The 14,062-nt window shown below is 62.4% G+C and carries 10 protein-coding genes; all 10 read right to left on the bottom strand.

The window, feature by feature from the left end; translation table 11 throughout:
- Positions 1 to 127: 127 nt before the first annotated feature.
- Positions 128 to 1,492: a C1 family peptidase gene (locus J3U06_RS01185; RefSeq protein WP_267444078.1), complete on the bottom strand. Its 1,365-nt coding sequence runs from the start codon at positions 1,490 to 1,492 to the stop codon at positions 128 to 130.
- 112 nt (positions 1,493 to 1,604) lie between these two features.
- On the bottom strand, positions 1,605 to 2,588 hold the full coding sequence (locus tag J3U06_RS01180) for a CPBP family intramembrane glutamic endopeptidase (protein ID WP_267444077.1): 984 nt from the start codon (positions 2,586 to 2,588) through the stop codon (positions 1,605 to 1,607).
- Positions 2,589 to 2,764: 176 nt separating this feature from the next.
- Positions 2,765 to 4,495, bottom strand: a complete 1,731-nt coding sequence (locus J3U06_RS01175) for a cell division protein (protein ID WP_267444076.1) — start codon at positions 4,493 to 4,495, stop codon at positions 2,765 to 2,767.
- A gap of 144 nt (positions 4,496 to 4,639) precedes the next feature.
- Positions 4,640 to 5,359, bottom strand: a complete 720-nt coding sequence (locus J3U06_RS01170; RefSeq protein WP_267444075.1) for a pyroglutamyl-peptidase I — start codon at positions 5,357 to 5,359, stop codon at positions 4,640 to 4,642.
- Positions 5,360 to 5,381: 22 nt separating this feature from the next.
- Positions 5,382 to 6,173 (bottom strand): IspD/TarI family cytidylyltransferase, encoded by a 792-nt coding sequence (locus J3U06_RS01165; protein ID WP_267399358.1) that lies wholly within the window; start codon positions 6,171 to 6,173, stop codon positions 5,382 to 5,384.
- A gap of 118 nt (positions 6,174 to 6,291) precedes the next feature.
- Positions 6,292 to 7,272 carry a polyphenol oxidase family protein gene (locus J3U06_RS01160; RefSeq protein WP_267399357.1) on the bottom strand — a complete coding sequence of 327 codons (981 nt, stop codon included), beginning with the start codon at positions 7,270 to 7,272 and terminating at the stop codon, positions 6,292 to 6,294.
- On the bottom strand, positions 7,269 to 8,150 hold the full coding sequence (locus J3U06_RS01155) for an aldo/keto reductase (RefSeq protein ID WP_267399355.1): 882 nt from the start codon (positions 8,148 to 8,150) through the stop codon (positions 7,269 to 7,271). The genes J3U06_RS01160 and J3U06_RS01155 overlap by 4 nt, the downstream gene beginning before the upstream one ends.
- 78 nt (positions 8,151 to 8,228) lie before the next feature.
- Positions 8,229 to 10,493 (bottom strand): DUF2207 domain-containing protein, encoded by a 2,265-nt coding sequence (locus J3U06_RS01150; RefSeq protein WP_267444074.1) that lies wholly within the window; start codon positions 10,491 to 10,493, stop codon positions 8,229 to 8,231.
- On the bottom strand, positions 10,490 to 11,062 hold the full coding sequence (locus tag J3U06_RS01145) for a LemA family protein (protein WP_267444073.1): 573 nt from the start codon (positions 11,060 to 11,062) through the stop codon (positions 10,490 to 10,492). Before J3U06_RS01145 ends, J3U06_RS01150 begins: the two co-directional genes overlap by 4 nt.
- 79 nt (positions 11,063 to 11,141) lie before the next feature.
- Positions 11,142 to 13,901, bottom strand: coding sequence for a polyribonucleotide nucleotidyltransferase (locus tag J3U06_RS01140; RefSeq protein ID WP_267444072.1), 2,760 nt, complete (start codon positions 13,899 to 13,901; stop codon positions 11,142 to 11,144).
- Between the last annotated feature and the right edge of the window lie 161 nt (positions 13,902 to 14,062).

Raw genomic sequence — 14,062 nt, 5'->3', positions numbered from 1 at the left:
CGTACTGCGACGATCTTGCCCGAATTCCTTATGACCGCCCGCATCCGGACCAATGCGGACGGTTCGTTCCCGCGATCCATGCAGACCACGGAAACGAACAATTAGATGGATAAATTGATGACGTTGATCAGGCTAGGGCACCCATGGGATCCCAGGCGGGCAGCATGATGGCCTCTTGATCGAAGGCCTGGTGATACTCCTCGGACAGCATGGACTTGGGCACGGCCACCTCATAGACATACTGACTGAACCAGTCGTCGCTCATAATGAAGTAGCCCTTGTTGGCAATGTCCCCGCCCCAGGAGTTCTCCACCCGCCAGCGGTTGGTGGTCCGGCCGTCATCGGCCACATCTACGCCCACGAATGCCATGGCATGGTTCTGGGCCGAATCGCCGAAGCGCACCCGCTGCTCCTTGTCCATGTCAAAGTCCACACCATAAACCCGGCCGTACTCGAACAGGTCGGTGGCCCACTGACCGGCCTTGCGGTCCATCATGGGGTGGCAGTCGGCGCCGAACCAGACCGGCAGACCATGCTCGCTCATCAGACGACGAGCACAGTCCTTCATGACCTCCACCGGAACGTTCAGGTACTCGGTGGGATCGCCGCCAGCCACGTTGCCCAGGTGCTCGATGCCAATCTTGCGGCCCTTGGGGTGCTCGGGGCGCGGATCGTCGACCAGGCAGACATAGTCCTCAAGCCCGGCATTCACGTAGCGTTTCCAGAACTCCTGCGGGGTGATCCGCCCATCCCGGTGGAAGACGCCATCCTTGTCGGTCCACTCCCAGTCGAAGCTGGTGGGCGGAGTGCCCAGATGAATGGTCAGGATACGGTGACCGGCCTCCAGGGTCCGGTCGATGATCCCGTCGATCCCGTCCGGGTTGGCCACCATGTGAGCCGTGGCCTGATGGAGCAGGCGACGCAGCTGATCATTCATCTGGCTGGTGTTCTGGGAGGAGGCTGTCTCGGGATAGAACTGCTTGGGCACTGCGCCGTACTTCTTATAGATGTTCATGGCCATGATCCACTGGCCGCCATCGCCCATGACATCGCCCATCAGGAAGCGCATGAGCTGGGAGTCGACAGACTCGCCGGCCCGCACCAGAACCGCCACATCCCGCAGGAAGTAGTTGACGCGCTCAAGTTTGTCATAGTACATGGCATAGTTCTGGGACAGCTCGAAGTCGCCCATGGGGTTGGCTGTGCTTTCGCCATCAATGTTCAGAGCCTTGCGGGCCACGAACCGGGCTACATTCAGCGAGCTGAAGAGCCAGCAACGGCCGGAGTGCGCCTGCGAGGTGACCGTGCCATTGTCGATGCTGACCGAAAATCGGTGCTGAAGCAGGCGGGAGCGATTATAGTTGTGGGCCACCTCGTCAATGCCTACCTGAGTGACGGCGTTCATGGCGACATGGTTGGCCTCGCGCTCATCGAAGGCGGTCCGCAGGTCCTCCAAGCGGTTCTGATCCAGTGGTGTCAGTGCTGATGTCATACGGTCTGTCCTTGTTTCCTTTCATGCGGATGTATCTGCATCCCTGCATCCAGCATAGCGGGAATCGGTCATTGAGGGTTCGTCTGGCGGAGGATGTGGACAACTGTACCTGTCAGGCCAGGGAGAAGCGCTGGGCTGCATTGACCACTGCCAGGACCACCAGGACAGCCAGCCCAAGGGAGATCCAGCCCTTGTAGGTTCCGGGGCGTGAGCGATTGGCGCGCAGGCGGTCTGCCAGCTGTCCACGAATCAGCCAAAGGACGACCAGTCCCCCAACCAAGCCCAGAAGGGTCATCCCCTGGTTGATCATCATGCCGGTGCGGGCCGGCACCGTCTGGGTAAGCCACATCATGGCGTCAGCCAAAACCAGGTTGTTGAAGATATGCAGGGCCATGGACCAGAGGATGGAGTATTCCATGGCGATGACACCCAAAACCAGACCCAGCAGGAAGGTGAACAGGCTCTGGGTGATGTCTCCGTGCAGGCAGGCGAAGATAAAGGAGGAGGTGATGATGGCGAAGGTTCGTCCGTAGGGCTTGAGCCTGCCCATGACCACGCCGCGTAGCAGGAACTCCTCGACGACGGGGACCAGGATGGCCGTATCCAGGGGCGACAGGAACCCATGCTGGCCCGCCGCGATCTGGGAGGTGGTGGAGTGGTAGACCAGCCCCAGGGCCTGTGATCCCTGGTTGACCACCCAGGTGAAGCCGGTCTCGATGCTGCTGGCCAGCATGATCAGCAGGATGGCCCCGATCAGCACGGCCGGACCAGGATTGGTCTGCGCCTTGTACTGCACAGGGTTGGAACCGCGCCCGAGCAGATCCTGGCCGCGGGTGCCGAAGAGAAAGACCAGCATGACCAGATCGCCCAGCAGATCCCCCAGCCCTGGCTGACGGGCAATGCCCAGGGCCGCAGCCACCGAGGGCAGATTCAGAACCCCTGCGATCAGGTTGGCCACCACCAGATACACCAGGGCATAGAGGGATTGCAGGTCCACTCCACGGCGCACCTGGGCGCTCCATGGGCGAGAAGCCGCAGCCGACCCGGACGACCCCGTGCCAGACACATGTGATGACGCGTGCCGTGATTGCTGCATGACGCTCTCCCAACCCCGTGACCCTTGGCCTGCACCTCTTCACTATCGACTCTAGGCCTCAGCAGGGGTTCTGGCCGAGATTGACGGCTACCCAACTTCCAAGCAAGGCAGAACAACAGGGCCGGATCGCAGACCATGCCTGCGATCCGGCCCCAAGGAACAATGTCCTTTGCTGATCAGTCCCGATCGGTCGGGGTAGCGTCGTCGTTGATGGGCGGAATAACCGTAGTTTCCTGATCGGTGACTGCCTTCTCCACCTGTCCGGCCTCATCCTGGGCCGGCGCGTCATCGGCCTGGGCGGATGCATCGGGAAGGGCGCTCGGCGCCGGAGAGGGCAGAACCTGAGTAGGCATATTGGCTGAGGACCTGACAGACGCAGCTACGTTGGCATCATCCTCGGAATTACTGGTGGAATCAGTGGCCACGCCATCGGTCGGTTGGCTGGCTGGAACCGGATCGACCGGTATCTGAGGGGCGTCTGCCTGGGCATCGGCAAGGGGCTGATCGACGGCCTGATCCTCGCCTTCAGCCTCCGAGGATGTCGCCGAAGCCGACGAAGCAGGGGCCGGCAGCGGATCCGCAGCAGGTACAGCGTTGACCACTGGCACGCTGGGCGCCTGCCCCTCGTCCTGGTCATTGATCACAGCCTCATCATGGAAGCCGTCGAAATTGCCGAAGGACTTGGAGAAGATGTTCCGCAGCTCGTCGACCCGAGAGGTAATGGTGGCCTCCCGGTGCTGCAGCTTGGCGATGTGGTCCTTGAGCCCGTCAAGCTCGGATTGGGCGGCCTTGCGCTGGTCCTCGATCTCGGTTTGGGCGCGCTGCTTGGCCTCCTCCAGCAACTGGTTGGCCTTGCGCTCGGACTCCTCCCGCTTGAAGGAGGCGAACGAATCGGCATCCTTGCGGGTGGCCTTGGCCTGTTCAATCAGCTCCTGGGTCTCCTTCTCGGTCTTGACCCGCCGATCCTCCAGGTTCTTGAGCAGCTCGCCCACCTTCTTGGTGGCATCCTCCTGCTGGGCGGCAATGTCGGAGCGGACCTGCTCGGCCTCGGCGTTGACCTTGGCCATGGTCTCGGCGCTGGTGACCTTGGACTCGTCCACGATCTGCTGGGCCTCGGACTTGGCTTTGTCGGTGATTTCCGAAGCCTGCCGCCGGGCGTCATTCAGGCTCTTGGAGACCTGCTCACGCACGTCGGCCAGCTTCTTGTTGGCCTCGGCCAGGGCCTTCTGGATCTGATCGTTGGCCTCTTTCTTGAGCTTGGCGATCTCCTCGTCACTCTTGCGCCGCTTGTCAGCAATCTCCTTGGCGGCCTTGGCCTTCTGTTCGGACAGTTCCTTGTCCTGGGTGGCCTTGCTGGTGGCCAGCCGCTTCTCATGCTCCTCGCGTGAGTTCTGCAGCTCCAGATCCAGGGCCTGACGGCGTTCGGCCACGACCTTATCGACTGCGGCCTTGTTCTGTTCGCTCTGCTGCTTGGCGGTGGTGGTGACGGTCCTGGCTTCGTCGTTGGCGGCCTCGACGATGGACTTGGCCTTGGCGTTGGCCTCGTCCACGATGTGCTTGGCTTCAAGCTGAGCCTTGTTGACCAGGGTCGTCGCCTTCTCCTGGGCGGAGGTCTTGGTGGATGCCGCATCCTGCTTGGCGCGGTTGAGCAGCTCGGTGCTGGTCTGCTCGGCCGAGGCCAGCAGCTGCTGGGCGTTGGCCCCCAGGGAAGCGAAAGAATTGCGCGGCTGTTCGGGCTTGCGGGACTTGACCTCCTGGAGTTCCGCCTCCAGCTTCAGAATGCGATCGTCATCGGCCTTGATCTGCTGACGCAGCCGGGCTAGATTGCTCCGCGAGGCCGCCAAGGCCTGGTCGACCCGCTCCTTGTCATAGCCTCGCAGGACAACGGGAAACTGATCTTCGGCCATGGAAACACTCCTCTTCGCCACCAGGACATGCCGGGCCGTGACAAAGATGTCTTCGGTCCGGTGGATTTACCTCGACTCTACCCCATGACCGACCAAAAGTCGCCGTCTGACCTGCCGCCGACACATTGGCCTTACATACGGGTCTCAGGCAATAAGAATGGGGCTGGAGGAGGGCCTGCGATAGTAGCGAATGGTCTCATTGACCACCTCGCGCACAGCCTCTATCTGCTGATCCAGGGGCAGGCCGCACTCCTGACCGCCGCTTTCGTCGACCAGGGGAAGGCTGACGAATCCGGCCAAAACATCCTTGTGTCCTGCTGCCCAAGCCAGCAGGTTGTAGAAGAGCGCGTTGCAGACATAGGTGCCCGCGTCCGAGCTCAGCGTGGCAGGAATTCCGCAGGTGCCGAAGTCGTGCAGGATGGCCCTCAGCGGCAGTCGGGTCCAGTAGGCGGCCGGGCCCTGGGAGTCGATGGGCTGGCGGTTGGCATGACGGACGGCATCTCGAGACTCCTGCTCCCCCAGGTTTTCACGATCGTCAGCGTCGTCCTCCTTGAGGTTGACGGCGCAGCGCTCCATGGCGATGCCGCGAGCCCGACGCTTGAGCCCTGTGGCGATGATGATATCCGGACGCACACGCTCTATGGCCTCATGCAGTATGGGCCAGGCCTTGGCGAAGCTGACAGGCATGGTGACGGAGGAAATAGCCAGATCCACGCCCTCCAGAGGATCCTCCTCGGTGGGGCCGACTGGCCGCATGCCTTCCATGCCATGCTCGGCCAGAGCCTGTGAGACCTGATAGGAGGGGTTGACATCAACACCCTCGTAATGATCGTATCCGGCGACGATGACCTTGATCTGCTCCATGTGCCCCATGGTACACAGGGCTTCACCCGGCCAGGGAGCGCGCTATCCATTCAGCCATGGGCACGTCCGAGGGCAGGGTGATCTTCATGTTGGTCACACTGCCGGCCACGATGGCCACCGGCTCCTCGGGCAGGCGATCCACCACCACCCGGGTGTCGTCGGTGGGATGGAAGTCGGGGTCTGCGGCAGCCAGGTCATAGGCCTTGCGGAGGGTGCCGAAGCGGAAGGCCTGCGGGGTCTGGGCCCGGAATATGTTGTCTCGGTCGGGCACCTGACGGACCACCTTGCGATCCCCCAGATCCCCGGCCATCAGCATGGTGTCGGTCGAGGCCACGGCCACGGTTGCGGCGTTGAAAGTATCCAGGGCATCGATGCAGCCATTGATGGACTCCTGGCTGACGAAGGGGCGTACGGCATCGTGGATGAGCAGCTTGGCATCCTGGGGGATCTCCGCTTCGGCCAGGGTCTGCAGGGCCGCCTCGGTGCTGTCCATGCGCTCGATGCCGCCCTGAATGACCATGCGGACCTTGTCGTAGGTGTCATCGCCCACGATGGCCTCGACAGCCTCCCGCACCCGATCGTTGACCACGACCAGAATGTCGGTGACGCGGGCATTGAACTGGAAGGCGTCAATTGACCAGGTGATGATGGGTTTGCCGCCCACCTGCACCAGCTGCTTGGGGTTGCTCTCGTCAAATCGAAGGCCCAGCCCGGCCGCCAGAATCACCGCCACAACTGGCTGAATCTGCTCCTCTGGCTCGGCGTTATCCTGACTGACCTCGGACGGGGCTGCTGATGCTCTGCTCTCACTCATAAACTCAACGGTACTCACGCCAGGACAGGAAGGGGCGCAGACCCGGTGCTATCTGCACCGAACATCTGCACCCGAGGCCTGCTCCAGCTGTCAGAAGCCAATCAATCAATATACTGCATCAGTCGTCGGCCAGAATAAGGGCCAGCATGCGCCCCTCCCCCGCCTTGCTGGCCAGCGAGGCCCGGCGGTGGGAGTACCAGAGCGGATTCTCCAGGGTGCACAAGGGTCGGCGCAGGTCCTCAAGACGCCTCGACAGGGAGGGGCCCTCATTGTCATGGCTGCAGAGCTCTTCCAGATCCGGATCCTGGCAAAGGTAACTGGTGGCGGCAGCGACCCGCGGGGTGGAGTCAACGATACGGGTCACTCCTGCCGCCTTCAGTTCCATTCTGGCTGCAGCGGCGATGTCGATGGCGATTCCGCCGAATCGGCATGGTCCGGGTGCGCCAGGGAAGCGCTTCTCGAAGTCATCAGCCAGGTTCGAACACACCTGATAGCAGTCTGAGCAGATCCGAGGCCCCAGCGTTGCCACGATCCTGGAGGGGTTGGCGCCCTTGTCGGCCATAGCCTGGACTGTGGCTGGAATGACGCCAGCCACCAAACCACGACGACCGCAATGTGCCGCACCCGTCACGCCGGCCTGGGGGTCGGTCAGCAGCACAGGGAGGCAATCGGCCGCGAAGATGCCCAGGGCCAGGTCACGACGGGTGGTCACCTGCGCATCGGCCTCGCAGCGCCCTTGGGGCTGACCCTGGTCAGCGTCCCAGACCCTGGCTGAGTGAACCTGATCCACCAGGACCATGGGACGGTCCAGCTGGCGGCGCAGGGCCTGACGGTTGGCAGCCACCGCCTGTGGGTCGTCGCCCCCCTTGCCGCCGAGATTCAGCTGGGCATAATCGCCCGAGGAGACCCCGCCCAGCCTGGTGGTGTAGACCACTTTGATCCCAGGCGCTAAGGCAATGGGAATGGTGACTGGGATCGGCCGGCCCTGATCGTCCAGTGGCGACAGGGGACTGCTGTCCAGTAGGGTCCGTTCCCGATCCCAGGCTTGGCCCTGAGCGCTCTGGCTGCCCTGCTCTCTTGGTTCAGGCTTGGGACTCATGCAGTCGCCGCCCGGTTCAGGCGGTCCATCTCGTCCTCGCTCAGTTCCATGTCAGCCGCCTGTAGGGAATCCAGAATGGTGGCCGCCCTGTGAGCCCCGGGAACCACAAAGATGTTGCTGTTCTGGGACAGTTCCCAGGCCAGGACCACGCGCTGGTGGGAGACGCCGCGCTCCTGAGCCACCTGCCGGAAGGCATCATAACGGGTTTCGTCCTTGGGCGCTCGGAACCCTCCCAGGGGGCTCCAGCAGACGAAGGCCAGACCCAGTTCGGCCGCATGGTCCAGCTCCTGGCGGGAACTGGTGAAGGTAGGCGAGAACTGATTCTGCACGGCTACGAGGTCATCGCCCAGAATCTTGCGAGCCAGGTCCATCCGCTCAATATCTACGTTGGAGACACCCAGGGTCCGGGCCACGCCCTGCTTGGCCAGCTCAGCCATGGCCTCCAGAGACTCCTGGTAGGGCACCTGCGGGTCAGGGCGGTGCATATAGAGCAAGTCAATGGTGTCCACGCCCAGGGCCTGAGCGGACTCCTTGGCGTGCCGGATCAGGCTCTCCGGCCGACCGTCCACAGCCCAGGTGGGCCGTCCGTCGGTGAAGTTGCGGTAGTGCCCAACCTTGGTGGCCACCAGCACGTCCTGACGGGGGCCCTTCCAGGAGTCCAAAGCCTGGCGAACCAGTCGCTCGTTGGTCTGTTCGGGGCCGCCCGATTCGTAGTATGACCAGGCGGTATCCAGATGTCGACAACCGGCATCCAGGGCCTGGTGGATGACGTCGATGGCCGTTGCCTGGTCCGGCTTGCCCTCGATGGACAATCCCATGCAGCCCAGTCCGACCGCTGTCGCAGTAAAGGGCCCCAAGGCCCGCATCGACGATGTCATGCATGTACTCCCGTCTTGTAGATTGAGGCCGGCTTCGACACCGCCGGCCTCCCATCGAGCTTAACTGGCGGCCCGGTCTCAGCGGCCGCCGAAGGAACCACCACCGGAACCACCACCGGAACCGCCGAAGGAGCCACCGCCGTCGCCAAACCCACCAATAACACTGCCAGAGCCGTTGCCGCTGGCCATGCCAATCAGGCCGCCAATCTGGTCGAGTCCCTGGGTCAATTGAGTACCCAAATCAATCACGCCACCTTGGCCGAGCGCTGAATTGACAGCCAATGCTTCAGGGTCACTCAGGGAGGAAGCCGCCGCAACATCCTGGCTGTAAGGCAGGAAGGTCCAGTAGAGCAGGCTGCCGCGCGCATTGTCATTCAGCCAGTCGGAGTCGGTCAGTTCAGGGCTGGCCTGTGCCAGCTGAGTGACGACCCGGTCGCTTATGCCGAAGGCCGTAGCGTAAACCAGGTAACGGTCCCAGAGCACCAGATCCTCCACACCACGGTGGCTAAAATCGCTGAAGTCAAGCAGATAGCGCCGAAGTCCCGACACCTGCCCGGCCATGGGCTGTCCATTCCTGCTCAGCACCCGCCAACAGTTATAGCGCAAGGAGAATGTCACCACAGCCACCAGAAGCATGGCCAAGGGCGCACGTACCAGTACGGTGCCCGGCAGGAATCCGGCCAACAGAATGAAAGCAGCCAAGAGCACAGCCAGGAAGGCAAAGATTCCTACATTATGACGATAGGCGCGCAGGTCGGCATTGTCGGTCTCATACTCGACAGCCTGGTAGAAAGCATCCAGGTAGGCCCTGCCATTATCGGATTCAGTCTTGGCGAAGAGCGCAATCATCTCATACAGGTCGAAGCGTTCATTCTCGGAGCCAATCAGAGTGGAGGCACCTTCCAGCATGCTCAGGCAGGCTTCCTCGCTTGAGGACAGGGCCAGGGATGCTCGATCCTTGCTGCAGACCGGATTGATGACCACCTCCATGGACTGCTGTTTGCCTTTGAGCAGCAAGCGCCTCACCTGGGTGGTCACGGATCCTTCGCAGAAACTCGCCCGGTCCTCATACTTGACGGGAACAAGAGCGATGGCCCGCTTGGAGGCCAGGGAGAGAATGGTTGCTGACAATTGCCTGTCAATAGGGGATTCTCGGGTCAGCATCACATCGTTGATAACGGCGGCCACGGCGGGTGACAGATCAGGAGGCTGACGGTAGTAGATGATATCGCCTTGGTACTGGGAGTCTCCATAATTGCGGAAGGCATGGCAAAGCATTACTGCAATCAGCGCGATAGCAGCCAAGAGCACCAAGACGCCCGTCAAGAGTCCGATCCGCGCCCGTCTGGTCTGCTCAGCGTGCCAGCGATCATACTGCTGGCGTTCCTGATCGACAATACGGACACGCGCCGGTCGGGAATCGATCCTGACCACCGAGGAAGTCCTCCCCGCATCGAAGAGCACCACCAAATCCAGATGCTGGCCCGGCTCGATGTGGTCTGCGGAGAATCGGATACGGCTGTCATCTACCACATCGTAGGAACCCCTGCCAACGAAGTGCAGCCAGGCCTTCGCGTCCTTGTCCTTCTCCGTTCCTGTCTGCTTGGGCAGCTTGACATTGGCGCTCATATGCTCAACGGGAATCTGGTTGGTGTCGCCCACGGGCTCCCATTGGAATTCGGCCACATCGGGATGGGCAGTGGTGACCCCGTGGAAGGTCATGTCGATGCGGAAGCGCCGTCCTGAATCCTTGGCAGTCTGCGGAATGTTCCAGCCCAGCTCCACCTGGCACTGGTTCCCTTGATCGCCGCAGGCGGACCCCTGGTTCGGGTCGCCCGGCTCGTAGGATTCCAATTCTGAGTCCGAGACTATGCCCATATACCAGGTGCCAGCCCAGTTCTTGTCCCAGTCGTGAATGTACCTGACATCATCAGGATACTTTAGCGGGTTAGTCTGCCTATATGTGGAGCCATTAGTCAGGTCAGTCACGCTTACGTCGCTTATGCCGGTCAACCGGTCAGGCTTGATCTGATAGCGGTGGTAGAGCTCCCGCCAAGGGCGTTTCTTGCCGTGGTCGTCCTCGCGGGAATTCATGGTGACAGTCAGGGTCTGACTGATACGCAAATCCCCATTATTCAGGACCTGGACATCATAATCCACCGAATCGTATACCAGGTCGGGACGATTCCTGTTGGAGATATACAGGACAGCGAGGCACGTCACCAAGGCTGCCACCAGAGCCAGCGCCAAGGCCCCGAGAAAGCGTGAGGTGCTCCAAGAGGGATGGCCCGAGGAGGGATGATTCGAGGCCGCCTTCCCGGAGGAGGCTGCTGGGGCGTTCACTGTCCGAAGTCCACAACTGGCGCCTGACGGCTGCCCTCGTCGGCTTGGAAGTACTGGGCCTGACGGAAGTGGAAGAGGGATGCGATGATGTTTGAGGGGACCGTCTCGATGCGGGTGTTGAACTTCTGAACCACATCATTGTAGAACTGCCTGGCGTAGGCGATCTTGTCCTCCAGGTCCTTGAGTTGACGCTGCAAGTCCAGGAAGTTCTGGTTGGCCTTGAGCTCAGGGTAGGCCTCCGCACGAGCCATCAGAGTGACCAGGGATCGACCCAGCCGCTGCTCGGCATCGGCACGGGCCTGCATCTGGTCCCCGCCAGCCGTCTGAGCCTGGGCCACATCAGCGCGGGCTTTGGTGACCTCCTCCAGGACGGTGGACTCGTGTGAGGCGTAGCCCTTAACCGTCTGGACCAGATTGGGCACCAGGTCGGCACGCTGCTTGAGCTGAACGTCGATCTGCGCCCAGCCATTGGCCACCCGGTTACGCAGATTAACCAAGCCGTTATAAGCCCCGATGCCCCAGACGACCAGCAGGACGATGACGATAAGCACAATCAGTGATACGGACATGTTTCCCATTCTCTCACGGGAGGGTCTGCAGACAAAACAGGACCCCGTCCAACAGACGGGGTCCTGTCATCAGCGGGAATCAGTCCTCACTGTCGAAGGGATCGAAGTCCCTGCGCACCCGACGACGGGGACGCTCGGAACGCTCCTCCCGGTCGGCACGGTACTCGTCGTAGTGCTCGTCGGCCGCATAGCGCGGGTTCTCCCTGCGACCACGATAGCCGCCACGTCCGGAAGAGCGACGCTCATGACGACCGCCACGATCACTGCGGCCATCACGCTCGGAACGGCTGCTGCGGCCGCGACGCTCGCCACGGCCCCGGCCGCCACGATCCTCGTCATCATCGCGGGAGACTCGACGGCGAGCACGACGGGAGCCACGGTCCTCGTCCTCGAACCAGTCACCGTCATCCTCATAGTCGCGGTCGCGGCTCTGACGACGGTGCCGGGGACGGTCCTCCTGGTCCTCGTCATCGTAGTAGCGATCATCACGCTCGGAACGGGAGCGACGCGGGGCCTCATACCGATCCTCGCGCTCGGAGGAACGACTGCGGCGATCACGACGATCGCGGTCACCACGGCCGCCGCGCTCACGACGGTCTCCACGGCCGCCACGGTCACGGCCTCCTGCGGACTCCTGGTCCTCGAAGCCGGGGATGGCCAGGGAGATCTTGCCTCGGTCATCCACACCCTGGACGATGACCTCGACGGTGTCGCCCTCCTTGAGAACATCCTCCACGGAGTCAATGCGCTCGCCGTTGGCCAGGTTGCGAATCTGCGAGATGTGCAGAAGTCCGTCGGTGCCCGGTGTCAGGTTGACGAAGGCGCCGAAGCTGGTGATCTTGACCACCTTGCCGTTGAAGGTCTCCCCGGCCTCGGGCACGTGCGGGTTGGCGATCTGGTCGATGACCTCCTTGGCCTTGGCTGCAGCCTCGCCGCCCTCGGAGGCGATGTAGACCGTGCCGTCGTCCTCGATGGAGACGTCGGCGCCGGTGTCCTCCTGGATCTGGTTGATCATCTTGCCCTTGGGACCGATGACCTCGCCGATCTTGTCAACCGGGACCTGGGTGGTGATGATGCGCGGCGCATAGGGGCTCATCTCGGCAGGCCCGTCGATGCACTCGTTGATCACGTCGAGGATGGTGGCCCGGGCCTCCTTGGCCTGCTGCAGGGCGGCGGCCAGGATGTCGGCGGGGATGCCGTCCAGCTTGGTGTCCAGCTGCAGGGAAGTGATGAACTCGGAGGTGCCAGCCACTTTGAAGTCCATGTCGCCGAAGGCATCCTCGGCACCCAGAATGTCGGTCAGGGTCTTGTAGGTGGGCCGACCGTCGACCTCGCCTGTGACCAGGCCCATGGCGATGCCCGCCACAGGAGCCCTCAGGGGCACGCCGGCAGCCAGCAGGGACAGGGTGGAGGCGCAGACGGAGCCCATGGAGGTGGACCCGTTGGAGCCGATGGCCTCAGAGACCTGACGGATGGCGTAGGGGAACTCCTCGCGGCTGGGCAGAACCGGGATCAGGGCGCGCTCGGCCAAGTTGCCATGACCCACCTCGCGACGCTTGGGCGAACCCACACGGCCGGTCTCGCCGGTCGAATAGGGCGGCATCTCGTAGTTGTGCATGTAGCGCTTGGTGGTGGGGCCAGACAGGGCGTCGATGGTCTGCTCCATCTTCAGCATATTCAGGGTCGTGATGCCCAGCACCTGGGTCTCGCCACGCTGGAAGAGGGCGGAACCATGCACTCGGGGCACCACGTCCACCTCAGCGGACAGGGTGCGGATGTCGCGCAGGCCACGGCCATCGATGCGGTAGTCCTGGGTCAGGATGCGGCGGCGGACGATCTGGCGCTGGAGCTCCTTGAAGGCGTTGCCCAGCTCCTTGTCCTTCTCGGCCTCGTCCATGTCGGTGAACTCGTCAGCCAGGGCCTCGCGGACCTTCTCTTTGATCTCGTGAATGCGATCCTGGCGGGGCAGCTTCTCCGCGATGGACAGGGCCTGGTCCAGGTCGGCATGAGCCACCTGGTCGATGCGAGCATAAAGCTCGTCGGTGTACTCAGGGAAGAGCTGGAAGTCCTTGGTGGGCTTGGCGGCCTTGGCCTTGAGCTCGCTCTGGGCCTCGCACAGCACCTTGATGAAGGGCTTGGCAGCCTCAAGGCCCTGGGCGACCACCTCTTCGTCGGGCTTGATTTGGCCCTCGTCATAGATCAGGCTCCAGGCGTTCTTGCCGGCGCCTGCCTCGATCATGGCGATGGCGACATCCCCGCCATCGACCACACGACCGGCTACGACCAGCTCGAAGACGGCACGCTCGCGCTCGCTCCAGCGCGGGAAGGCCACCCACTGACCATCGATCAGGGCAAGGCGCAGACCCGAAACCGGACCCTCGAAGGGCAGACCTGAAATCAGGGTAGAGGCGGATGCCGCGTTCAGAGCTAGCACGTCGTAGGCATCCTCGGGGTTGACAGCCAGGATGGTCTCCACGACCTGAACCTCGTTGCGCAGAGTGTGCGGGAAGAGGGGGCGCAAGGGGCGGTCAATCAGCCGACAGGCCAGAATGGCCTCGTTTGAGGGTCGGCCCTCGCGGCGGAAGAAGGACCCGGGGATCTTGCCCGCGGCGTACATCTTCTCTTCCACATCGACGGTCAGCGGGAAGAAGTCGTAGTTCTCCTTGGGGCTGGACCCGGCGGTGGTGGTGGACAGCACCATGGAATCGTCATCAAGATAGGCGGCTACTGCCCCATCCGCCTGCTGGGCGAGACGACCCGTCTCGAAGCGCACCGTGCGCTTGCCATATGATCCGTTATCGATCGTGGCTTCTACAGCCGTGATTTCGGGACCCTCCATAGGGTTCCTCCTTTTGTTTACTGCTTGTTTACTACCTGATGTCAGGATGCTCGGCATCACTTAACTGCCGGAGATCCGTGTACTTCGGCCTGGCCCTGCCGAACCCCGTGTCCGGCTATCTTCATGCCTTGCGAACCAGCCTTGCATTTCAATTCGGCACC

Source organism: Bifidobacterium sp. B4142, assembly GCF_026537325.1.
Lineage (GTDB): Bacteria > Actinomycetota > Actinomycetes > Actinomycetales > Bifidobacteriaceae > Bombiscardovia.
The sequence above is the reverse complement of the archived record's forward strand: the minus strand, read 5'-3'. Positions and strand labels throughout refer to the sequence as shown.